The organism is Arsenophonus sp. aPb, from assembly GCF_029873475.1.
Lineage (GTDB): Bacteria > Pseudomonadota > Gammaproteobacteria > Enterobacterales > Enterobacteriaceae > Arsenophonus.
This window is the reverse complement of sequence record NZ_CP123499.1, coordinates 1,048,061-1,072,074: the sequence shown is the minus strand read 5'-3', so window position 1 is coordinate 1,072,074 and position 24,014 is coordinate 1,048,061. Positions and strand designations below refer to the sequence as shown.

Here is a 24,014-nt window from a genome sequence, read left to right as displayed (position 1 = left end):
AGATAATGCACTTGATTATTGCATTATCATTGTTGTTATCAATTTTTAACTAAACAGATCTATTAGATGGTTTTTACTAAATAATAAACTGCTCAATCTGCAATAACTTGATTAACAATCTGGATAGCTTCCTGCTCAATCAACTTAAGATGCTCCTTACCACGAAAACTTTCACAATAAATTTTATAAGCTTCTTCGGTGCCTGAAGGTCGCGCAGTGAACCAACCATAATCCGTTATTACTTTTAAACCACCAATAGATGCACCATTAGCCGGCGCTTTGGTTAATCGGGCAATAATCGGATCACCCGCTAACATATCTGCCGATACCATTTCAGCGGTCAGTTTAGCTAAACGCTGTTTTTGTTTATGACTCGCTTTAGCTTGAATGCGGCTATAGCAAGGTTCACCAAAACGATGAGCAAGTTCTTGATAGTACTGCTGCGGGTTTTTCCCGGTCACCGCTGTTATTTCGGCGGCTAACAAACAGAGAATAATACCATCTTTGTCTGTCGTCCAAGGTGTTCCATCAAATCGGAGGAAAGCAGCACCGGCACTCTCTTCACCCGCAAAACCATACTTACCCTGATATAACCCATCAACAAACCATTTGAAACCAACAGGTACTTCAATTAATTCGCGGCCTAAATCGGCCACCACACGATCAATCATGGCACTAGAAACTAATGTTTTGCCTACCGCAACCTCTTTTTTCCATTGTGGTCGATGGCGAAAGAGATAATCGATAGCAACAGCGAGATAATGATTTGGATTCATTAATCCCGCTGGGGTTATAATTCCATGGCGATCATAATCAGGATCATTAGCAAAAGCTAAATCAAATTTATTGCGCAAATCCAATAAGCCTTTCATCGCCCAACGCGAAGAACAATCCATCCGGATCACACCATCGTGATCTAAAGGCATAAAACTAAATGTTGGATCGATTTGTTCATTAACTAGCTCTAAATCCAGTTGATAATATTCAGCAATGCGTTTCCAATAATTTATTCCAGCACCACCTAACGGATCGACACCTATTTTTAAACCGGATTTTTTAATCACCGCCATATCGATAACTTCACGCAAAGCAACCACATAAGGCTCAACAAAATCTTGTTGCTGGTAGTGTGGATCTTTAATAGCGATTTGATAATTGATGCGTTGGATAGCCGATAATTGATTAGCAATGAATTGATTCGCTCGCCGCTCAATTTCAACCGTCAGTCGTTCATCAGCCGGACCACCATGTGGCGGATTATATTTGATCCCGCCATCTTCTGGCGGATTATGTGAAGGCGTGATCACAATACCATCCGCTTTTTTTTCGTGCTGGCGATTATAATCCAATATAGCGTGAGAAATAGCCGGTGTTGGTGTAAAACCATCATCTTGCTGCGCGATGACATCAACCCCATTCGCGATCAAGACTTCAACAACCGTCATAAAAGCCGGTGCGGATAAGGCATGCGTATCTTTTCCCACCAAACAGGGGCCAGTAATACCATTTAATCGACGAACTTCTACGATTGCTTGGGCAATAGCTAAAATATGTTGTTCATTAAAACTACTACGACAGGCACTACCACGATGACCTGATGTACCAAATTGAACGCTTTGAGCAGGTTTTTTTTCTTGTGGTTGTAGCGAATAATATTGTGCAACCAATTGTTCAATATTAATTAAATCACTTTGTTGGGCAGATTGCCCAGCACGTTTATGCAATGCCACTTATTTCTCTCCGAAGGGACAGCGGTACACATAGCCATAATCACTAAGTGACCAATAATATTTGTTTAAATCGTACCACACACTTTCTCAACCAGTTCAATAGGAAACTTCATATCTTGCATAATTTGTTCAATCATATTGCGTTTACGATTGGTATTGGTATTGGTGATTACCCAATAAGGAGTATCAGGTATCAGGCGAGGTTTTGTCTGCTTACCACTAGCTAATAAGGTCTGTTTATTGCTAGCAAAATAGATACGCGTTCTGCCATGGGTTGCTTCTGTTGCTGCTACAAAAGCGGGTTTGTTTAAATTGTATAGGGTGGATAAAATAAGCATAAAGCGATCAATCGCTTTGCTTTTAGTGGCATAATCGTTAGAAAGCAGTAAATCATGCATCACACTTGCTGCATCGTAGGAAGAAACTGATTTATTTTTTTTCACTTCAGCCGCTATATTATTTACGGTTATCGAGAGTGGCATATGCGACTGACTAACGTCAAACCCTAATAGACGTCTTAATATAACCGATGCATTTTCACCTATATGCTGGGTATGACTCGCGATATAGCGGTAAAGTTCTTCGTCGACTTCAATCGTTTTCATGTTATTTCAATCTGTTTTAATTAAAATTACCTGCCAATTATAAGATATAAACCTAAAAAACAAAACAATGAATATTTCAATTACTTAACTTGGTCTTTTCATAAAAAGTTTTCGTCTTGATTCTCAATTAGTATAGAAATAGCTTAATAACTTTAGCTTACTAAGAACAAAAATATCTTTATTGATATCGGAGATTAATCACATTATTCATATAAATAGCAAAATATTATCGTGTCACTTCTCTTTTTCATTCACCAACATCAACTTAAATTTTAATACTGACCAAGTTGATAATTATTGGTTTCTGGCTCTATCCATGTCATTATACGAACTATTGATTAATGAAATGTAATATGACTATGTTGCTAAATAAATGGCTAAATTATCGTATCCATCGTCCGGAAAATCCTATCTCTTCTGCTGCCATTGTACTCATCCATGGCTTATTTGGTGACTGGCAAAATTTAGGCGTATTAGCTCGCGATTTACAAAATCACTTCACCGTTATTCAACTAGATATCCGCAATCATGGTAGCTCGCCACAGGCAGAAACAATGCTCTATTCTGAAATGGCAACAGACGTTTTAACGCTGCTAACTCATTTAAAGCAAACAAGCATTATCGCTATCGGACACTCAATGGGCGGAAAAATTGTCATGGCGATGACGGCAATAGCGCCTCGATTGATAGAAAAAATTGTGGTTATTGATATTGCGCCAGTCACTTATCAAATTAATCGTCATGAAAAGATATTTTCTGCTTTAGAAGCAGTAACACAAGCAGGCGTAACTTCTCGACAGGAGGCTGCTGTTATTATGCGCAATACGTTAACTGAAGAAAGTGAAATTCAATTTTTACTAAAATCATTTGATAAAGGCAAATGGAAATTTAATTTACCTATTTTAAAAAAAGAATATAACCAATTGATGGGTTGGAAAACGATCCCAGCCTGGTCTCATCCAGCACTCTTTATCCGTGGTAGCCTTTCTGATTACATTAGCGAAAATTATCGCAAAGATATTATTACTCAATTTCCGCAAGCTCAAGGCCAGATTATTTTAGGATGCGGTCACTGGGTACATGCTGAAAATCCAGCAGCTGTCATCCGAGCTATTCATCGTTTTCTCGCTATTCCAGCTGATAAACAATAAATAGCATACAGTAATATTGCTCTTTTTATCCTATTCATAAACTAATTTAAAACAAATAATAACTTTATTTCAATTTAAAAATATAACTAGTCTTAAAAACAGTAAGATCCTTTTTTTACACTTTTCATAAAAAAATAAGTCGATAGAATAAACTTTCTAACTAAGTAATATAATAAAGCATTTTATTAATATTAAATATATTTAAATGGCTTTATATTTTAATTTGTGGCTATCGACTATGGATGAAAATAATAAAAAAACACTTGAATTAATTTCTATTATCATAAGACTAAATAATAAAATAAATATTAATGAATATAATAAAGAAATAATTCAAAATGATAATTTTGTTGATTGCACAAAAAAAATTCAACAAAAGTATCAAATTATATTAAAAGAAAAACGCTGCCATAAAAAAGAGTTATCGCGTCTGATTTTACCCGCCATTGTTTATGATAATGATAATGTTCCATATATATTAGCGAGTTATAATGATGAACAAGTATTAATACAATCTGCTGGCAATAAACCACCAGAAATTTGGCAGAAACAAGATTTTCTTCAACGTTGGAATGGCAATTGGCTTAAAATAAACCAAAAACAATCCCGCTTTGATATTCGTTGGTTCGTACCTGAATTCTTAAAACATAAACAGATATTTATTGAAATCTTGTTTTTTTCATTTGTATTACAAATACTGGCGCTGTTATCACCGATTGTAATTCAAGTTATTATGGATAAGGTGCTGATCCATCAAGCCTTTAGCACCTTAGATGTGCTTATTTTTACCTTAATAATAGCCGCCTTTATTGAAGTTATTTTAAAAGGTTTCCGAGAATATATTTATATCCATACCGCCAATCGTATTGACATCCGGCTCGGATTAAAACTGATCAGGCATCTATTACACTTACCACTCTCCTTTTTCAAAACCCGTCAAGTTGGCGCAATTGTTAATCGTGTTAGAGAACTAGAAACCATCCGTGAATTTTTAACCGGTAGTATGTTTACTTTGCTGGTCGATGTTCTTTTCTTATTTGTCTTTATTTATGTAATGTCAATTCTATCAACAACATTAACACTCATTTTTTTGCTCTCAATTCCCTTTTATTTATTGCTTGCCTGGAAAATAACACCAAAGATAGAAAAAGCAGCCGAAACACAATTTATGCATGCGGCAATCAATACCTCTTTTTTAACCGAGAGCGTGGCCGGCAGTGAAACTATTAAAAGTCTAGCTGTTGAGCCACGTTTTATCCGTCGCTGGGATGCGCAAACTTCCGATATGGTCGCTAGTAATTTTCAAGCTCAACAAATAAACTCACAAGGCAGCCATATCGTCATGCTGATTGAAAAATTGACTATGGCGGTGATTTTATGGATCGGTGCAGCAGAAGTCTTAGCATTAAATATGACCATAGGCCAGTTAATCGCTTTTCAAATGATGGTCTCTCACAGTAGTCAACCATTAGGGAAATTGGTGCAATTATGGGGAGATTATATTCGTACACGTGTTGCCATTGATAAACTAGCACAAATCATTAATTTACCAACCGAACAACATAATGAAGGCTTACACCCACAGTTAACCGGCAAGATCCATTTTCAAAATGTCGATTTTCGCTATCAACCGGATCTTCCCCTTATTATTAATCAATTCAATTTATCCATTAACGCCGGAGAGATGATCGGTATTGTCGGTGCTTCAGGTTCCGGTAAAAGTACTTTAGCGCGTCTATTATTACGCCTTTATACCCCAGAAAAAGGCGGCATATTACTTGATGATATTCCACTTTATCAGCTCAATATCGCTACGTTACGCCAACAAATCGGTATCGTGTTACAGGAAAATTTTCTCTTTAATCAATCTGTATTTAACAATATTGCTCAATCAAAACCTGATGCGACTTTAGATGAAGTCATTGCGGCCGCCAAGTTAGCAGGTGCGCATGATTTCATCTTAAAAATGCCTTTAGGTTACGACTCATTGATTGCTGAAGGTGGCCAATCATTATCAGGGGGGCAGCGCCAACGTATTGCTATTGCTCGTACATTACTAAGCAATCCTCGCATTCTAATCTTTGATGAAGCCACCAGCGCTTTAGATGATCAAACCCAAGCCATAATCCAACAAAATATGCAAAAAATTGCCCAAGGGCGTACGGTAATTACGATTGCTCACCGCTTATCTACAGTTAGTCATCACCATCATATTATTGTCATGGATCAAGGCAAAATTATTGAGCAAGGAAGCCATACACAATTATTGCAACTTAAAAAACATTACCACTATCTGTGGTCATTACAACAATCGTTAAAGCAGCAGTAGGACACTTCATGACAAATCGCATTACACGGAAGTTAAAACAGTTCTTTATGCAATATAATTATGACTTCTTGCCCTCACATCTGGCGTTGATGAATAGCCCGCCATCACCTTTTGCACGTTTAACCGCACTAACTTTAAGTATGGGCGTTGTTATTACTATTGGTTGGGCCTACTGGGGACAGCTAGATGTTCAAGCCACCTCAACCGGTCGACTTATCGTTTCCGGACACTCACAAGTTATTCAAGCTTATGAGCAGAGCCGATTGACGGAATTACATGTAAAAAACGGGCAACATGTAAAGAAAGGAGAACCTCTGCTCACCCTTGACGCACTGGGTGTTAGTCAGGATATCATCGGTATTTCACATCAAATCGAGTATCATACGATTGAAAAATTGCTTTACCAATCGCTATTGGAAAACAAAATCCCCCATCAACAACTCACCTTTCATCAATTAACCAAGCGTCAACAAGAAAAAATCAGCAAAAACTATCACCATGAAAAGGCACAGTTTGATGCACAAATTGCTAGCTTAACCTCTGAAATCGAAGTTAATCATACGTCGCAAAAAGCGAAAACCAATGATCTCAATGTGCTCTTTTTGCTACAAAAGAATATCAAACAGCGGTTAGAAGCCCGTAAAACCCTAAGCCAAAAACAGATGATCAGTAAATCAGAATATTTAGAACAGGAAAAGGAGTTATTAGAAATTAAACGTTTAATTGCTCAACAAACCTCTGAGCTAAATATTTTAGATTCGCAAGAAAAAAACCTAAAAGAACGGCTCAATGCTTTTCAATCACAAAAACAGCATGAATGGAACGATAAAAAAAAGCAGTCAGAGATCCAGCTCTCGATGTTAGAACAAGAATACGCAAAATTTGATGAGCGAGAGCAGTTAGAAATTGTCCGCTCACCGGTTACTGGCACCGTGCAACAATTAGCCACTTATACCTTAGGGGCAGTATTACAACCGGCACAAAATTTGATGGTCATTGTACCCGATAACGATGTGCAACTTGCCGAAGTTAAGATCTTAAATAAAGATATTGGCTTTATTCGCCCTGGGCAAAAAGTTACTGTCAAAGTCGACGCCTTTCCTTACACACGTTATGGCACTATTGAGGGAGAGGTATTATCAATTTCACGTGATTCGGCTCAAGATGAACAACTAGGTCTTATCTTTCCAGCGCAAATCAGTCTGAAACAAAATAATCTAATGGTTGATGGTCATGCAATTGATATCACCCCAGGTATGTCTATTGTGGCAGAAATCAAAACCGATAAACGGCGCGTGATAGATTATCTATTAAGTCCAATTCGTGAATACCTGTCCGAATCAATGCGGGAGAAATAAACAATGGAAACTTTTTCTACCGTAGCAATAGCTAACAACACCACTAACCAAGCCTTAGATGATTATATAAAATAAATTATATTAATATCAATTAGTTATAAATTAATAGTTCATTTTATATACGCATTTACAAGATAAAACACGAATTTTCACTCACTATAAATCAATGAGTTACGTTGAATAGTGAGTGTATTTTTTTGTGAAATTGTCGCTGACTGAAAGTGCTACCAACACCAACAGCCAGCTAACCCTAAACCTATCCGATAATAGGAGTAAGGCTATGAAAAAGTCTATTACCGTTGTACACGTCTGTAAAGTTTTTACGGGAGCTAAATCATGAAAGCTCTCACAGATCAACAATTAGAAATCTATAAAGAGGTATTTCCAGAGTTAACTAAAGATCAGATTCAAATTGCGGTTCTATTAGCAATGGGAGTTCCAGAAAAAAATATAGCAGATTTACGTTATGTGACACAGGACACAATTAAGAAAACCATTTTACTCATCAAGAAAAAGTATGATGTTGAGTCTAAATCATCGTTACTATCTGTTTTTCAAGTAAAAATATTTCACTCATTCTTAATGACTTATCATAAGTTTACTCAACATGCAATTCCCTAAATTAGGGAATTAACAACATTTAACTTATGGTGAATAATGCTCTCATTGACGCCAAGTTATTATTTATACATTACAACTACATGCAGCTATCCCAACACCAGGGAATACCAACCAGTCTTATGACTGGTTTTTTATTGTTCAAACTACCTAACCGGAAAATAATAACAAAATAAGAAAATTTCTTTATTTTTCAATAGCAGAAACTAACCGTATTTGATAGTATCTTAATGTCTCCTGCGTTAGTTATCTCATAACTAATTGACAGGCATTAAGCCCCAAGTACGGGGCTTTTGTCTTTATGTATCACAATTACTAAATACCCACTCCAAACTCTCCATTCATTTAACTACATCCTATGTATAAATGTTTTACATAAAGCACCAGGATGATATCTTCCAATTTTCTCATAATTGATTCTGTTAATGTTATTAAAGGTTTTTTAGTGATGAAAAAAAAATCGATTCAAGAAAGAATAAAAGAAATAGCAAAAAAACCGTCTGCTATAAGATATGAAGATAAACATTTTAAAGCAATTAAAAGAGGTAATTTTTATGATTATTTCGGCATTGATGCTGAATTTTATGTGCTTAATGATAATGATCAAACAGTAGTGGTTACAGCTAGCGGTTTAGATAAAATAATTTCATTGGGAAAAAACTCATCTAAATTATATGAGCTATTATCCGTTCAATATTTTAGAAAATTTATAGAAAGTAATTTGATAGAAAAATTAGAAAATCCTATTATTTTTCAATGTAAATATTCTAACGGCATTTCAGATATATTCTCTTTTGAACGTGGTTTCAATATAACAATAATCAAAAATATTTGTACAGCTATTTTAGCTGCTAGAAGCGATGGTGTGATTGTTTTTACAAAAAAAACAAAAAAAATAAAATAAATCCCGCAAAAGAGGCTCAAAAAATTATAAACGGAATAGCTAAAATAGGAATAAAAACGTTAGAAAATATTACTAATAAATCACAAAATAATTTAAATAATTTCCATAATTACAAACAATCTAAACAATATCAATATATCATTAACTCTTCAAGAGTTGGAAAAATTATTTTCGAGCTAAAAAATTCGACAATCTATTTAATTGATAGAGATACTAAAAAACGTTTATCTTATATAGACGGAGATTATGTAACTAGTGATGAGAGTAATTTTCATAGAATATGTTGGGAATGGCATAATGCTAGATTAGCCAAATTTAAACTAGAATGGGATATGTACTTCTTACCTCAATATTTAAGAAGAAAAATGTATATGGATTTTTTTTAATTCATTTTGAAGCAAAAAATCATGATACATATCAAAAATTAGACTGTTATCATCTTAATAAATAACTAAACCTATATTTTTGTGATAACTTAAACCTAACTTAAACGAAAAACTAACTAATACTCAAAAACAATAATCAGTTAACTATAATCATGCCCCTGTCAAACAGGGGTTTTTGATAGCTGAAAATTATTACATATATAAATAATTAAATGATTTACTACGAAATATATTTCAAATAATTATTTACCATTAACAATAAATATATCCTTTGATGGATTCTCATAATTAAATTCAATAGTAATAATTCCGCTATTGCCACAATAATCAGTTACTTCTGCTTTAATTTCTTCATTTTTATTGTTCCAATTGAATTTTCCTACATTACTTAATGGCATATTGTGTTGGCAAATATCAATATCAATGGTAGACTTATGTTTTTGTTCATTATAAAAATGCCGGTTATCATACAAATCAATCTCATACTTATAAACATTATTTGTTGATACATCCAATCCATAAATACAGCTACCTGGCATCAGTCCATACTTTTCACGATGAACGAAAACAAAATATGATGAAAAAGATTTGCCACCAAGACCAACAATCATATCGGGATGAACATCATCATAAAATTTAACAGTGTTTAAATCAGTAATTTTATTACTTCTTATAATATTGATGGCAGTAAAATAATGAGAAGCAGAAGAAATAGAAAATTTTTCTTGTTTACTTATACCATTAAAATAGGCTACATCATTTAAACCTCCTATCTTTTTTATCTTGATGTCATTAATAGGATAATCAATAAAATCAACTACTTTTAATTCAACTGCATCTGGGCGACTATAATCAATGGGTTCTTTGGCATTAACACTAATAAAATCAGGCTGTTTAAACACTGAACCCGTTTCCCCTTTTGGTCCATTTCGAGTAAGTGTACCCTTCTCACTAGTATTAAAGTCACCAACTCCTGGAATATCAATACCTGCGCTAATTTGTATAGAATCTGAAGGTTCTGTCGCATATAGGTAAAAAGTAACCACTTGTTCATTTTCATAATTATTAACTTCAGCATTCACAATATATGCAGGCGAAAAAACACCTCCAGGAGTGACATAACCGAAATTTTTATCTGTATAAATCCAAGGCTTATAATTAGAATTATTTCCTTTTCTGTTTAACCTTTTTCCTTCTTTGTAATGCACAAGATGTATTGCCTTAAATAATTCATCATCAGGTATAATTAAAAGTCTATTATCTAATCCAATTATCACTACTTTAACAGATATAATAATCTGATTTTTCCCATTACCATAAATCGTTCCTGTTTTGCCGTAATCGCCAATACTAATTTGCATCCTATTCAGACGGCTAAAAACATCCCATACGCTCATCACATGTTTCCTTGTTAGTTGTTAAAAATAGATTTCGATATTAAAACAACAAAAACATATCAAATTTGAGATAGGGAATATTGTTAACATTTATTAAAATAAATTAATATTATATTTAATTGATTTATATTTTATTTATATTAATTTTCATAAAAGTAATTGTTTATTTCATTAATATTAAATTCTTCGGTAAATAATTTAATCCTGTTTCACTAGCTGTTGTTTTTGATGCCTCACAGAATTCGGTGGCATCTCCACCCTGACATCCAACCATGTCGACATCGGAATATCAACCTGCTCACCATCGGTGTAATAAACCGGTTTTCCGTCAATAATTTCTTTAATCCTCCAATACTGAAAATCTTCTGGTAAATGCGAGTGTTGTCGATGGAAGGTTTGTATTTCAATATTACCGTCAGGTAGGATTTTATCTTTGATATAAATTAACTCTAATCCGTTGCTATTTTTAGGCACCGATACACCATCGTTTATACCCCAGCCACCATCTGCGTTATAACCCATCACGCCAGAAATAAAATATTCACCAACTCCAGTTCGTTGTACGTTGACGCCTTCTGATTCGTCGTTAGTTTCAAAACTGCCTGATGGATGGATTTTAACGACTGGAGATGCTCTTTTTAAAAAGCCATTGCTATCCACAGCAGTATTTTTATTTGTCCACACCGATGCCAACTCAGGTGATTTATTTGGCTCTTTTCTGACAATAAATAAAAAATCTTTGCCGTAATTTGTTGTTATTAAATATTGTACATTGCTGTCAGCAGCATACTTAGTAACAATTGCACTACCAAATACATCTTTTAATCCGATTTCGTCAGCGCCTTCAACCCTAGATCCGTGAAACTTATAAAAACCTATGTCAGACTTAGTTGGATCCAGAAAGCTAGGAAAATAGATTTCTGCTAATTTTGCACCAATTCCATAATCGCCAATGTGCATCAAAATCCCACTTTTATTTTGAAAAGCATGAGCAGTAACATTGTTTGCATTATTTGCTTTTATTTTTCCGGTATTTAATTGCACATCACCGGTTATTTCGCCACCTGATTTATCATATTTTGTATCTAATTTTTCCCCTAGTTTAGTAACACTACTGACGTCTGCTTTCTCCTTTAGTGACTTTTCTATTTCAGTAACACTACTAGCATCAGCTTTGCTTTCGACCAGCTCTTGCAGTGCCTTGATTGACTCTAACTTAACTGTTTTACCGCTAGGTGTTGTTACTTCAATAACACTATTTTCAGTCATCCACAGATCCATGTTTTGCAAAAAGTAGATGATGTAAGTGTTAGCGGCAACAAGTGCCCTGGCAGCATCGCTATTGTTTTCCGGTTCAGTGAGATTAATTGTATAAGTTGTGTCAGTTGCACTAAATGCTGGTTTGTCAGCTAAATTTAATTCAGTATCGCTGTTAACTGACAGAATCATGTACGGATAGTTAACATCACCGTTTTTGATAAGCATTAGCATGCCTGGTGACACTAGCGGGTTATTACTATTCCATTTCGTGCCTTTCCCGGTGACAATAGAAGAACCTGATACAACAGTTACTGTACCATCTTTATAAATCATGTTTTTTCCTGAAATTTTGATATAAAAAAATCGCAATTAAGCGATATCGATTATGTGATTATTTCCATCTCGGATAAGCGTCAGGAGCATAGGCAACAACACAACCAAAATCATTAGTGAATGAAGTGCCACCGCCTAGTGCTGCATTATCCCACGATCTTGCTATGTATCCATCATTAGATGCACCATAACCAAAAATCGTTTTTGCAAACGAGTATTCCCATATCGCTGATAGATAAGTTAATACCATGCAGTTTTGATATCCAGAGCGATAATCGGGTTTTCCTTCATTGACACCATCATATGAGATACCGGTTATTATGTCTTTTATCCTTAACGGGAACGAACTTGATGAATAAAATAAGCTACCATTTTCATTGTAAATATTGACATATACTGATTTATTGCGATCACTATCGACAATCGGCCTATACACATAGACATTCACTGTCTTCATTGCGAACATTGAAATTGATGTAGCATTCCGATGGGCATTTACGAAATTTGTATAGATCCCATTTGTTCTAGCATTGCGATGAAAGATAATATATTTATCCCACATCGATGGATATTTAATAGAATATGTAAATGATCTGTGATCTTCTGTTGGCCATGTTTCATGCTCGCCTTCCCTGTCCAGATTAATTATTTTTTCAAGTACATACGTCACCGAAGAAAATAATCCAAGCTCTGCTCCATTTATTTTTATAGATGCTTTCATGCAGCACCCATGAGCTTAACAATCAGTATGATCGGAATAGTTGAGCTTGCAAGACCTGAACTTTGAGCATATTTCCATGAAACAGTATTGCCACTCACTACTACATCTGTCACCACTGGATAATCTGTTGATAATCCTCTTTCTGACATAATAGGGATAGCAATAATTTTCTCTCCACCGATCAGAAACCTTTTATCAAATGTCAGGCTGTTTTTTTTAAAATCTACTTTCTCAGAATGTATAACGTAAGCCATCGAGTTGATAATGTCATCGATTTCGCCTGTATCATGAAATACTTTGAATACCGGTTTTTTTGCCATTTTAATTACACCAACGCTATTTCTATTCTTGCCTGTCCTTTTTCGTCATAAAAACGCAGGCCAGTGCCATCAAAAGTAAATCTGCCGCCCGTTTCACTGGAATTCATTTCAAATTTATTAGCCTTGGCGTCCAGCAGAAATCCAGATTTAGCAGGTACATAATTATCAGACTGAATTTTATTCATGACAACAATGCTATTGATCCAGGCCTCATTGATAAATGCTTCATTAATAAATACCTGTCCATCTTTGAGATACATAAATAAGTCCATTTTTCCATTGCTTGGATTATAAAACGCAAAGTTTTGTGCATTAAATCCCATCATTGTAGTTACTTTTTCATTTTTTAATTCAGCACTAATTACCATTCCAGCATCATAATCAATTCCATTGTAATTAATTTTTACCAACGATGTCCAAGTAGCAGATGCCTCACCTTTTTTCAGATCATATTTAGCCTGCAAGGCATTTTGCGCTGCTGCCCACGAATTATCAGCCGTGACTCTGACCTGATCTAACTTTTCTGCTAATGCAGTCGTTTCTGTCACTACGTAATTGCGAACTTCAACAATTTCAGCTTTCATTTTGCCGTTTTCGCGGACAAAATAAGTGAAATTACCGCCTAATCCTTTGGCGTTTTCAAGTATTGCCTCAGTGCTGCTGTTTATGCCTTCTCTTAATTTTTTAATAGCTTCTGAATCTCTAATAGCTTCATCAATGTGATCAAGAATGCCATCTATCGGGTTATCCGGCTTACCTGATGCCTCAACAAAGTCAGATACGCCAAAAGGGTTAATGCTTCTGACATAGAAATAATACATTTCCTGTTCTTTTAGACCGTCTTTTATCCAGAACTGACCACGACCAAGCCTTTCAGCCTTATCTTCAATTTCATTAATATCGGTTATTTGTTTCAGGCTACCGAAAAATTCAAACGTCGTATCAAGACTACGTTCCTGATTAATATAAGGCGTAGCTTTTAATCCAAAATAAACGGAATCAATATTGATAAAGGAGGGCGCAGGAGGTGTGCCTATTTTCATCTCAACCCGAGATTCACCACCTTTCATGCCATTGTCATTTCTGGCTCTTACACCAACGTTATAAACGCCTGCATTTAAACCATAAAAGTCATAACTGAAAAGTGTTGTTTCATCTTCCTGAACAACTTCATTGTCCTGATTATAAACTTTTACTTCAAAAGTAATATTTCGGGTTGTCGTCGTTGTTTCCCAGGTCGCCTTTGTCTGAACGGTTGGACTATTGACACTGATAATGGCCAGACGCTGAATACTGGGCGCACGATAACCATGCATCGTATCATCAGGCGGGTCGAATACTGCGCCTTCGTCAACAACTGCCTGTTTGTTTTGATCATATAATGTTGCAGATATCTTATAATGATTGCTGTTATCTTCTTCTTTAACGCTAGTAATACGAAACAGACGGGAAGCAATCGTTTTTGTTGATATAACAAAAACCCCACCTTCCCTGTAAAAATTTGGATCTGAATTTAATGTTATCTCATCACCATCAATACTGTTGATATCATAGTGAATGAATTTACCGTCACTACCCATCATAGAAAGTGTTGCGTTGGTGTAATCAACATCAGCAACAGGTGCATCTACAGTGATCTTATTGCCAGTGACTGTCTTTATCCTGCCACCTAATCGGTCACCTACATGGTTGTTATCCATGACTTCAACTACATCACCAGGCAAAAATGCAATCGCATCCCGTGCCATATCAAACGTGACTTTTTTGGTTTCCCGTCTGGCTGTCTCCAGCATCCATTTAGCCGTTCTGTAAGCCTGACCTCTTGAAGTGCAGCCAAAGGCTTCCAGAGTCGTTTCGTTATAACCATATCTGTTTATTAGCGCATCATCTGAAACATATTCTTTTGATACTGTCCAGCCGTTATTCGGATCTACCCAGGAAACAACCACAGCGTTATAACGCTCTGATCGTGGTGTAGAACTGTAGACAAACTTACCGTCAACCACATTGGCATTTGTGATTGCAGAGACAGGATCGGTTGGCATATCAATCATCATGGCGAAGTATGCACCATCCCAAAGCGCTGAACCTCTTACCGCACTGGCGATACTGTCTAAAACCGTTCTGGCTTTTCTTTGTTCTGTTAAATAAGCATTAAGGGTAAACCTTGGCTCTTTCCCACCGTAACCATCATCTACCATCTGATCACAAAATTGCGAAAGCGCATATAATCTGCCATCATCAACATCAATATATCCCGCCCGTCTGGTTAATCCAAAACGATTGTTTTTTATTAATGCACGAAATAACCAGGCTGGATTATTTGTCCAGGCTTTCTTAAATCCGCCTGTCCATAGTCCGTTATATTGGCGGGTTTCAGGATCATAGTTATCCGGAATATCAACAATAATCCCTCTGGCATGATAGGTTCTGGTGGGTGTATCTTTATACTGATCACGGTCGACAATCATTCCAACAATGGCAGAGCAGGGATAAGACAGATTATCATCGGTAATTTCTGTATAACTGTGCCAGATTGTGCCGTTTTGTAATAAATCACTGGTACTGTCATCGGTTAACCGTCTGACACGTAATTCGAAGGGTTTTATTTCAGGCGCATTAATAATGTGCGCTTCTAAATACTCTCCAGAAATTTTACCCGTTATTATGACTGTCTTTTGAACAACAAATGAACCTGAATTCGATAATCGCGTTTCAATTACCATCGAAACACTGGCTTTTGGGTTCTGGTTTCCTTTCGAATCGGACTCAACTAAACTGCTGACACCCAGATTAACCCTGATCCGATTCACATTTTTATCAACAACCGTTCTGACTAAAGGCGTTTCTTTTTTAACCTCGTTATTGACCATCACTGTTGATTCAATGGCATTAAAACCGGTAACAGGCTCCTGATTTTCATCACCGTTACGCCAGGCGACGGTTACTCCATAAATATTGATATCACCTTTATCATTCGTTACCGGTGTTTTATTTAACATTACCGACGAAATATGTTTCTGGTCAACGGGACCATAGACTGGCCCTTCACTGACTAAATCCAGAACACGTAAAAACTGTTTTGATTTCAAGTTATCATCAACCAGTGTCGGTGTTTTTGCCTTTCCGCCACCACCACCCATATTTACCTCAACTAATTGAATTATCCCAGTCAGCGTTATTGGTCGTATCTATCCCCAATGACAGGACATTACTTCCGACCACCATTTCACCCAAAAGAATGGGAACCGGCCTTCCTTGTCCTATGCGATTGTCAACATTACCAAATGAACTGTTGGTAATTTTATTGCTTTCATTGGCATCGGCCGCATCCATATTTGGCATGGTAAACAAGGTATATAGCGATAAGGCAACTGATGCTACCGTTAACCCGATTGCTATCCATGCAGCGGCAGCGGCCGTGATAGCCCCTTCCACAACCGGTGTAAAAGTTATCGTGGCCAGTGGTAGATTGCGTTGAAAATGAAAACTGAGGTTATCAGGATGAACTTTTTCACTATTAATACTGATATGCATTTTTGATTGGGTAAAATCGCGTCTGAATGAAATTGACTGCCCCATTAATAACCGCAATCCGGCGGCAATATTGCTGACCTTTAAATCGACATCGCCAAAATGTCTTCGTAAATGCCCGCCAAATTCAAATCTGAGCATTGTTTGTGTCTCCATAACGAATGTGTTGTTCGCCAGTGCGCCGGTCTGAGCGGTTCACGCCGGCTTAAGTTTCCCGCACAGTCATGATGTATAACCCTGTTATCACCCAGATAAACCATCACATGACTGGGATTGCCACCATGAAATGGCGTTCTGAGAATAATATCGAATGGTTCAAGTTGTGATTTTTCTATTTCATAAAAACCATTCAGTGGTAAATTTTTTAGATAAAGATTTTCATTTTTTAGCCACCATCCCTGCTCATTAACTGAATTAAATTCAGGTAAATCAATGCCGCAAAGATGATAGACATCTTTAGACAATGTGTGACAATCCGTTACGCCATATTCAAAATGACGCCCCAGTAAATGAGGAACGGGCTTAAAAATACGTAATCTGTTTCCACTGGCCAGCCACCAGTCAAGTCCCATTTTAAGCTGCATTTTTCTGTCATTTGCTGAAAGGACTAATCTGTCACCAGGGTGAGAATGAAAAACGGCGGTAATATTTCCCACTGCTTCTGCTATCTTCCAGTCATCTGCATGGATTCTGAAGTTTTTATCAGGCTCGTTATGAACATTTCGACATCTCACCAATATTCTGTTATCTAGAATCAGTCCACAGACTTCCTGCTCTGATTCAGTCGCAAACTGTAAACAATCATCAATAATCATCAGCTCACCTTGGACGAACCTGGAAAGCCACCATAAGGCAGCGGTGATGGTCTTGGATATCTAAGCCGACAGCCTGATAGATGTTTTGAACACCGGTCTTTTAATGGGTCATTCGTCGGATTGTCTTTATCATCCGCAACCGGTGGGCCATCATAACGACAACCTTCTCCCCGATACTGCCATTGGCAAACATCAGCCAGAATTGTTCTGGCCGGAATAATGGCATTATCACAATCAGCCGGAAAAGCCAGCTTGTAAGTCACCTGCTCAAACGTTTCCTCGCTCATCTCTTCGACGATATACCACGATATGGCTTCATTAGTTGGGTCAGCTTCTGGGTTTCCTTCGGGAAAATTAACCGCATCCAGTGACTTAACCAGCACCTGATGACGAATTAAGCGGGCACCTAAAACATCATTAAATTCGCTGTTTAGACCTGTTATTAATCCGGTCAAATTGGCCACCGTAATTGATGGCTTTCCATAAGTGCCTTCTGATTTAATCTCAAAGCCATCAATGCTGACGGGATAAGCCTGATAAACTTTACCCTGCCAGACGACATCTTCATAATAACCGTTGACGCCGGAATGAAAGCGCATGATGTCACCGCCTAAATCTTCCAAATCCAGTTCAAACAAATCGATAATCGCATCAACACCGGCATCACTGCTCGGGATTATCATTTTCTTTGGAATATCCCTCATCTGACGACCTCCTCAAACTCAGCGCTTAACTGATAATGTGAACCCGTTTTAGTCATTGACCAGTTTCGGCACACAAAAGTTTTTTGCCTGCCTGTATCAGGCGGTGTCCACAAAAAAGATTCAACTGCCATTCTCGCGGTTAAAAAATCATTAACCGCTTTGGCCACATTGGGCTTGTTGCCGCAAAGATTATCCACACCAACAAACGTCAGTGAATATTTATCCAGTAGAGAATGAATGCCTTTGACTTGACGCTGCTCATAACCATCACCAAATGACACGACAGCAACGTTGGGTTTGCGGGAAACAGTGAATCCTGTCTGTGGCGACCATGTGAATATGGCTGCCAATGTTTACTCCTATTTACTTAATAAACCACCTGGACGCTTCTGGTCTTTAATCATCGAAAGCGCCACCTTTTTCATCATGTCTGTTAATTTTCGCATCGACTCATTATCAATGCCATTAGTGGTTGTAATATTAAAATGGTTTTCCTGATGAAAGTTTACCTGCCCACTACCAGAGCCTAAATCCTTGTTCGGGATAATCCGTCCGCCCTCACCAGGTAACAGATATTGCCTTCCCGAATCCGCTACCATAATTTCAGGTTTTCCATTCTCACCAAAGCGGTAAAATTTATCTTCTTCAACACCACCACCACCGTAACGCCCGCCACCATATGAAATACTACCAATTGTCGATAAAAGTGAAGCACCTTGACCGGCGGCTGCGGCCATTGCGGGTAAATTTTGTGGATAACCCAGTTCCATGGCTTTTGCCAGGTTTACCTGTAAACTTATTGCAGCCTGAGCAACCGCAAATCCTTTACTGAGTGCAAACATGACTTTATAAGCTGCTGCCTGTTTACCGCTTGCTGCCTGGATGATGCCCGCGATACCGTCAAAACCTTGAGATGCTGCTCCAAGCATGCTAGTAATAGCATTCATTCTTTCCCTTTGCTCATCATCAAATATCGCTTTTCGCTTATTGGCGGCTTCCTGTTCTATTGCTGTTTTTGCATCTTCATAAAGTTGTCTGTGTTCAAGATCAATTGCCAGATACTCATCAATTTTTTGCCTTTTCTCCTGCATATCGATATCAATCTGTTCCAGCTCTGATTTTGACTTATTAATCAAATCAGTTGCAAAATCCTGTCCCTTGGCAGCATTTTTTCGGTTTTCTTCAGCCTTTTGTATCTCATAAATTGATGCAGCCAGCTCTTTTGCTTTCTGTATCTGATTTTCTGTTGCATTAAGACCTAATTGTCTAACTGCATCATATTTTGCCATCTCCAGAGAGCCTTCCTTGAAACCGGTATTGAGCCTTTCCAGTTCCTCTCTTTGTCTTGCGATAGCATCAGAAGCTTCACTCATTAGTTTTTGTGATGATTTTAAATTATTATTTCTGGCTTCCTCGGCTTGTTTTAATTCCCATTGCGCTTTTGCTTCTCTCTCAATTAAATACATCTGTCCAGAATTATCTTCTACGCCTTCTCCTCTCGCTGCTTGCTTGATTGATTCAATAAAACGTTTTTTCTTATCCTGTATTTTCAATAGCTCATTTTCATTCTTAATTTGCTCAAGTAATTTATTACCCTCTTTGCTGACAGGTGTCATCAGCATTTCCTGGTTAAATTTCTTTAAGTTTTCCGTTGATACGCCAATCTTTTTAGCAAAGAAATCCTGCGCATCAGAAAGAAACTGTATTTTAGGCTTCGCATTGGATAATTCATTATATGAATCCCTGGCTGCCTTCATCTGTTTAATTGTTTCATCAGTAACCGCTTTATTTATTTTTACATAAGTATCTTGAGCTAAAGATAATTTAGTTATAGCTTTATCAAGTTCGCCTTTTTTTATCGCCAATTGCTCTGTTGCTTTTCTTTCATTTTCAATTGCTGTGTTTCTAGCCATATCTGTTTTTGCAACAGATTTTCTATCTCCAGATAATTTTACTTCTTTTTGCAATGATGCTATTTCATCCTTATAGTCACTGATATCTTCTTTTAGCTGTCTAATGTTCTGCGATGTTTTTGCTGATGACGCATTTAATTGTGTGAGATTTAACTGATTAAGATTTTTAATTAAATCAGGAATATCATTACTAAAATCTCTTGCCTGTTGCTTGGCTTCCTGCATTTGATTCCAGAGATAATAAATTGCCCCAGCGGCTAACATGGCGGCACCTGCTGGCCCACCAATCAAAGCTAGCCCACCTCTTAACATGTTGGTTGAAACCGCCAATGCCCTGGTTGCAACAGATGCCTGCTTTGTTGCTATCGTTAACTGTTGTCTTGATGCAATGATTTTTTTATTGACCTCTTCAAGACGTTTATCATTAGCAATAAATTCCTTCTGGTAACTAATATTTAAACCATGCTGCCTGTTTACGGCTGATTGCTTTTCCAGATATTCATTGAGTGTAAATATCCGTTCTCTTTCTGCTTTCGCCGTTGCTAATTGTTGCTGTGCTTCTAGCTTGGCCGCCTGTGCTGCTCTGTATGTAGCCGTTTCCTGTTTAAAACTTGCCGCCGCATTTTTAATTTTGTTTTCTGTTGATAAATATAATGCACCAACATAACGGGAACCCATGACTGCCGCTGCTGCTGTCAGTGCGGTTGTTAAAAGCGAGAGGTTGCCGCTTAACGATATCACTGCATCACTGAATATATGGATGCCCGTCTGAACAGTAGCCGATTCGCCAAAAAATTTAGTCATATTATTACCGGCCTGTTCTAGCGATTGACTAAGAGTTGGAACGGTTTTGGCGAATTCTTTACCGATAGTGTTTCCCTGCTTTAGCAAACCTTTAACTACAACATCGGTAGTTAATTTACCCTGTGAAGCCATTTCCTTAAGTTTACTGGTCGTTACGCCCAGTGAATCGGCAAGAGCTATAATTAACCGGTTTCCCTGCTCATTAACTGAATTAAACTCTGTGCCCTGTAATGTCCCTGCCGCCAATCCATGTGATAACTGAATGATGGCATTAGTAGCTTCATGCGTCGTTGCACCCGAAACAATAAAACCCTGATTGATGATTCTTGTGAGCTTTGCTACATCCGCTACGCTTGTTCCATAGGCTCTTGTTGCTCTTTCCAGACGGGCATACAGTGAAGCTGTGGCATCCAAGCCAGAACGGGTTTCCTGTGCTAAATTAAAGACTCTCTCAGTTACGCTGAGTAAATCTTCATTAACCCTGACTGCATTAACCAGTTTATTATTTAGTGAAGTCCAGGCATCAGCGTAACCCGCCACAGCAGAAGCGGATAAATAACCCGCCAGACTTTTGGCAACATTAGATAATGAAAATATAGATTTCTCAGTACCATTTATGGATTTGGTTGTTTTATTAAATCGTCCTTCAAGTGAATCCAGTCGATTATCAACCTGTTTATATGTTGTAAGTAATTTTTGAACATCCATACTGACCTGATAGACAATCTCACCGACCGGTCTTTCATTTGACATCTTTGCATCTCCTAAAAAAGAAAGCCTCGTCAACATGACGAGGCCTTATGCATAAACCTAAAATTAGTTACTATATGCCCAACAAAATTATCGAATTAATAATATTATCACCATAATTGTTACAATTATTTAGTGTATCCAACTGTAATGGAATGGTTATTTAAATAAATAAGAACTTCAATATCACCTTTCTTATAGACTGTTTTAAGCTCTTCACAGCTATCATCTGCCAGACAAGAAAAATACACATTTTCATCCGTCCTGTCATTTATTTTAATCGGTTTGCCGTATTCATTTTTTATCTGATTATTTAATTTTTCAAATATTTTTTTTACGTTAACCAGAGCGGATTTATCGTAAAGGCGCATCCTCACAATATTAAACAACCCTTTATTTTCAGTAAACTCAAGAAAATATTCATTATATTCACTTTTATCATCCGGTGAGGTTTTGGCAGTACAAAATGCCTGCCCTTTATATTTATCTTTACCTTCCGAGCAATCAATATCTTTTAAATTCAGTTTTTTTATTTCTTCTACTGATTGTCCCCACTTAAACCCAAAAGGTGCATCAGGTCTGTTATCACATCCCGATAGCACTATTACAGCCAAAGCCGCTAACATTACTCGCTTCATATCATCACCAAAATTAATATAAAAAGCGATTTTAGCTAATTGGGGCGATAAAATGAAGCAAACAAAAAGCCACTCGCGGTGGCTGGGGGTAGTGTAGTTAAATAAAATCTAATCAAAAATCAATAACGTCAAAATCATCAATAATATTTCTAACCGTTCTGGCTATAAACAATCCTATTATTTGAACATCAGGAATATGTTGCTTAATAACTGTTTTCATCGCCTTATAATGACTGCCAGCGGTTAAAACATCATCAAAAATGATTATAGTAGATCTAATGTTATTGGCTAAATATCCATGAAATTCATAATTATTTGCTAATTCTTCATAAGACGGCCTACTTGAAGAATTATGTGATGCTATTAATGTTTCTCTTTGTGTTATTAGTTCCCTAAAGTCAACAGTAGGATTTATTTTTTTGCATTCATTTAGTATGTTAATCAATCTATCATCATATCTTTCATCTGATTTACACCGAGAGGGAGGAACAGGTACAAATGTACATTTAAGCAAATAATCATGATATTTAGATAAAAAATTAGCTACTTTTTTAATCGCCATTTGTTTATATTTATATTCAGGCTTATCTTTTCTTAAGACATCCTTTTTTAAATTGAGAATCAAATTATTAGTATCACTAAAAGCAAATCCTTTTTCAGCCGTGTACTCTCCGAAATAAAGACAGATATCATCTTCAGCTAAATGAAAATGACTATTAAGAGTAAGTTCATCTATCTTTTGTAAACGAAATGTCACAGATTATCCTTAATATCCTGGTAATCCTTAACTCTAATTGCACCACGAGCCTCATATTTTGCAGGCCAAGAAATTTTACTATTTTGGAAACAGCTATCCAATATAAATAATTTCCTACCTTGATCCAACGCTGCTCTGGCTTGAGTCAAAGTTCCTGACGTATCGGATGCCTCTACAATTATTGTCGCTTCTGATAAAGCAGACATAGTTGCATTACGCTCAGGAAAAAATAACCTATTCGCACGATAATCTTGATCTAAATAACGTTTAAATGGTACCTGACTGATCAATAAATAATTTTCTCTAATCTGTTTTTGTAATTCAATATTCTGTTTTGGGTAAAAATGTGATAATGGTGTACCAATAATCGCTATAGTATTTCCACCCAAATTCAGTGCTGTTCTATGAGCCTCTGTATCAACGCCCTCAGCAAGACCTGAAACTATGGTAAAATTATCTTCTATAAGGCATTTAACAAGCTTTCTTGTTCTTTTTTTACCTTCTTCAGATACCTTGCGAGAACCAACAACAGCAATACTAGGAGTATTTACTAGATCCCACCATCCTTGATAATAAAAAACTTCTATAGGATGTTTAGCATCCCTTAATTTTTCAGGATATTCATTAGCTCCATGTATTCTAACTCCAAAATTCTTAACCTGAAATTGATCAAGAATATCTCTTAAGATTGACTTAAATTCTTTCCTTGTATTTTTAGGAACCATTTCTGATGGAACAGTATCAGGGTATTTTCTAAATTTGTCTGCAATAGTTCTGAATGTAGCTCCCTGTTCAGACCACAAAGCTTCATAAGCAGCCATTTCTTCAAATGGAGATATAGCTCGCTCAAAAGAATCTAATGAACTGAAATCAAGCTGCATTTATAATTACTCTCACTATGTTAATTAAATGTAATTCATTATAATTTAAATAAATATATCAAAATTAACTCATTAAATTACAGATTAGGTTATCACTTAATTCATT

Annotated in this window: 20 protein-coding genes; 5 read left to right on the top strand and 15 right to left on the bottom strand. The window is 36.6% G+C overall.

Features of this window, described 5'->3' with window-relative positions; genetic code table 11:
* Positions 1-92: 92 nt before the first annotated feature.
* Positions 93-1,730 carry a phosphoglucomutase (alpha-D-glucose-1,6-bisphosphate-dependent) gene (gene pgm / locus QE177_RS04750; RefSeq protein WP_280551576.1) on the bottom strand — a complete coding sequence of 546 codons (1,638 nt, stop codon included), beginning with the start codon at positions 1,728-1,730 and terminating at the stop codon, positions 93-95.
* A gap of 65 nt (positions 1,731-1,795) precedes the next feature.
* Positions 1,796-2,335 carry a replication initiation negative regulator SeqA gene (gene seqA / locus QE177_RS04745; RefSeq protein WP_280551574.1) on the bottom strand — a complete coding sequence of 180 codons (540 nt, stop codon included), beginning with the start codon at positions 2,333-2,335 and terminating at the stop codon, positions 1,796-1,798.
* 359 nt (positions 2,336-2,694) lie between these two features.
* Between seqA and QE177_RS04740 the strand changes: the two genes are divergently transcribed.
* From QE177_RS04740 to QE177_RS04720, 5 genes are all read left to right on the top strand, one after another.
* On the top strand, positions 2,695-3,486 hold the full coding sequence (locus tag QE177_RS04740; protein ID WP_280552214.1) for an alpha/beta fold hydrolase: 792 nt from the start codon (positions 2,695-2,697) through the stop codon (positions 3,484-3,486).
* 238 nt (positions 3,487-3,724) lie between these two features.
* Entirely contained in the window at positions 3,725-5,815 is a 2,091-nt protein-coding gene (locus QE177_RS04735) for a type I secretion system permease/ATPase (protein ID WP_280551572.1), read from the top strand.
* Between the two features lie 8 nt (positions 5,816-5,823).
* Entirely contained in the window at positions 5,824-7,173 is a 1,350-nt protein-coding gene (locus QE177_RS04730; protein WP_280551570.1) for an HlyD family type I secretion periplasmic adaptor subunit, read from the top strand.
* 336 nt (positions 7,174-7,509) lie between these two features.
* Positions 7,510-7,794 carry a transcriptional regulator gene (locus tag QE177_RS04725; RefSeq protein WP_280551568.1) on the top strand — a complete coding sequence of 95 codons (285 nt, stop codon included), beginning with the start codon at positions 7,510-7,512 and terminating at the stop codon, positions 7,792-7,794.
* A gap of 445 nt (positions 7,795-8,239) precedes the next feature.
* The gene (locus QE177_RS04720; protein ID WP_280551566.1) at positions 8,240-8,695 is read left to right on the top strand and encodes a hypothetical protein; all 456 of its coding nucleotides are present in this window, start codon (positions 8,240-8,242) and stop codon (positions 8,693-8,695) included.
* A 628-nt stretch (positions 8,696-9,323) separates the two neighbouring features.
* Here QE177_RS04720 and QE177_RS04715 read toward each other — a convergent pair.
* From QE177_RS04715 to QE177_RS04655, 13 genes are all read right to left on the bottom strand, one after another.
* Positions 9,324-10,478 carry a hypothetical protein gene (locus QE177_RS04715; RefSeq protein ID WP_280551564.1) on the bottom strand — a complete coding sequence of 385 codons (1,155 nt, stop codon included), beginning with the start codon at positions 10,476-10,478 and terminating at the stop codon, positions 9,324-9,326.
* A gap of 198 nt (positions 10,479-10,676) precedes the next feature.
* Positions 10,677-12,071, bottom strand: coding sequence for a hypothetical protein (locus QE177_RS04710; RefSeq protein ID WP_280551562.1), 1,395 nt, complete (start codon positions 12,069-12,071; stop codon positions 10,677-10,679).
* A gap of 58 nt (positions 12,072-12,129) precedes the next feature.
* Complete coding sequence (locus QE177_RS04705; protein WP_280548642.1) at positions 12,130-12,741, bottom strand: hypothetical protein; 612 nt, start codon at positions 12,739-12,741, stop codon at positions 12,130-12,132.
* A 47-nt stretch (positions 12,742-12,788) separates the two neighbouring features.
* On the bottom strand, positions 12,789-13,112 hold the full coding sequence (locus QE177_RS04700) for a hypothetical protein (protein ID WP_280548644.1): 324 nt from the start codon (positions 13,110-13,112) through the stop codon (positions 12,789-12,791).
* A gap of 5 nt (positions 13,113-13,117) precedes the next feature.
* Positions 13,118-16,255, bottom strand: a complete 3,138-nt coding sequence (locus tag QE177_RS04695) for a phage tail protein (RefSeq protein WP_280551560.1) — start codon at positions 16,253-16,255, stop codon at positions 13,118-13,120.
* 7 nt (positions 16,256-16,262) lie between these two features.
* Entirely contained in the window at positions 16,263-16,787 is a 525-nt protein-coding gene (locus tag QE177_RS04690) for a tail assembly protein (protein WP_280551558.1), read from the bottom strand.
* Positions 16,730-17,461, bottom strand: a complete 732-nt coding sequence (locus tag QE177_RS04685) for an NlpC/P60 family protein (protein ID WP_280551556.1) — start codon at positions 17,459-17,461, stop codon at positions 16,730-16,732. Before QE177_RS04685 ends, QE177_RS04690 begins: the two co-directional genes overlap by 58 nt.
* Positions 17,461-18,165 (bottom strand): phage minor tail protein L, encoded by a 705-nt coding sequence (locus QE177_RS04680; protein ID WP_280551554.1) that lies wholly within the window; start codon positions 18,163-18,165, stop codon positions 17,461-17,463. The genes QE177_RS04685 and QE177_RS04680 overlap by 1 nt, the downstream gene beginning before the upstream one ends.
* Entirely contained in the window at positions 18,162-18,515 is a 354-nt protein-coding gene (locus tag QE177_RS04675) for a phage tail protein (RefSeq protein ID WP_280551552.1), read from the bottom strand. Before QE177_RS04675 ends, QE177_RS04680 begins: the two co-directional genes overlap by 4 nt.
* A gap of 9 nt (positions 18,516-18,524) precedes the next feature.
* Complete coding sequence (locus QE177_RS04670) at positions 18,525-21,635, bottom strand: tape measure protein (protein ID WP_280551550.1); 3,111 nt, start codon at positions 21,633-21,635, stop codon at positions 18,525-18,527.
* Between the two features lie 125 nt (positions 21,636-21,760).
* Entirely contained in the window at positions 21,761-22,270 is a 510-nt protein-coding gene (locus QE177_RS04665; protein ID WP_280551548.1) for a hypothetical protein, read from the bottom strand.
* A 112-nt stretch (positions 22,271-22,382) separates the two neighbouring features.
* On the bottom strand, positions 22,383-23,027 hold the full coding sequence (locus QE177_RS04660; RefSeq protein WP_280551546.1) for a hypothetical protein: 645 nt from the start codon (positions 23,025-23,027) through the stop codon (positions 22,383-22,385).
* Positions 23,024-23,908 (bottom strand): DNA-processing protein DprA, encoded by an 885-nt coding sequence (locus QE177_RS04655; RefSeq protein WP_280551544.1) that lies wholly within the window; start codon positions 23,906-23,908, stop codon positions 23,024-23,026. The genes QE177_RS04660 and QE177_RS04655 overlap by 4 nt, the downstream gene beginning before the upstream one ends.
* Positions 23,909-24,014 lie beyond the last annotated feature (106 nt).

Coding starts and splice junctions, on each gene's coding strand:
- QE177_RS04725 (WP_280551568.1), top strand. CDS start 7,510: ATGAAAGCTCTCACAGATCAACAATTAGAAATCTATAAAGAGGTATTT.
- QE177_RS04655 (WP_280551544.1), bottom strand. CDS start 23,908: ATGCAGCTTGATTTCAGTTCATTAGATTCTTTTGAGCGAGCTATATCT.
- QE177_RS04735 (WP_280551572.1), top strand. CDS start 3,725: ATGGATGAAAATAATAAAAAAACACTTGAATTAATTTCTATTATCATA.
- QE177_RS04700 (WP_280548644.1), bottom strand. CDS start 13,112: ATGGCAAAAAAACCGGTATTCAAAGTATTTCATGATACAGGCGAAATC.
- QE177_RS04740 (WP_280552214.1), top strand. CDS start 2,695: ATGTTGCTAAATAAATGGCTAAATTATCGTATCCATCGTCCGGAAAAT.
- QE177_RS04685 (WP_280551556.1), bottom strand. CDS start 17,461: ATGATTATTGATGATTGTTTACAGTTTGCGACTGAATCAGAGCAGGAA.
- QE177_RS04720 (WP_280551566.1), top strand. CDS start 8,240: ATGAAAAAAAAATCGATTCAAGAAAGAATAAAAGAAATAGCAAAAAAA.
- QE177_RS04665 (WP_280551548.1), bottom strand. CDS start 22,270: ATGAAGCGAGTAATGTTAGCGGCTTTGGCTGTAATAGTGCTATCGGGA.
- QE177_RS04730 (WP_280551570.1), top strand. CDS start 5,824: ATGACAAATCGCATTACACGGAAGTTAAAACAGTTCTTTATGCAATAT.
- QE177_RS04670 (WP_280551550.1), bottom strand. CDS start 21,635: ATGTCAAATGAAAGACCGGTCGGTGAGATTGTCTATCAGGTCAGTATG.
- QE177_RS04715 (WP_280551564.1), bottom strand. CDS start 10,478: ATGAGCGTATGGGATGTTTTTAGCCGTCTGAATAGGATGCAAATTAGT.
- seqA (WP_280551574.1), bottom strand. CDS start 2,335: ATGAAAACGATTGAAGTCGACGAAGAACTTTACCGCTATATCGCGAGT.
- QE177_RS04695 (WP_280551560.1), bottom strand. CDS start 16,255: ATGGGTGGTGGTGGCGGAAAGGCAAAAACACCGACACTGGTTGATGAT.
- QE177_RS04710 (WP_280551562.1), bottom strand. CDS start 12,071: ATGATTTATAAAGATGGTACAGTAACTGTTGTATCAGGTTCTTCTATT.
- QE177_RS04680 (WP_280551554.1), bottom strand. CDS start 18,165: ATGAGGGATATTCCAAAGAAAATGATAATCCCGAGCAGTGATGCCGGT.
- QE177_RS04690 (WP_280551558.1), bottom strand. CDS start 16,787: ATGCTCAGATTTGAATTTGGCGGGCATTTACGAAGACATTTTGGCGAT.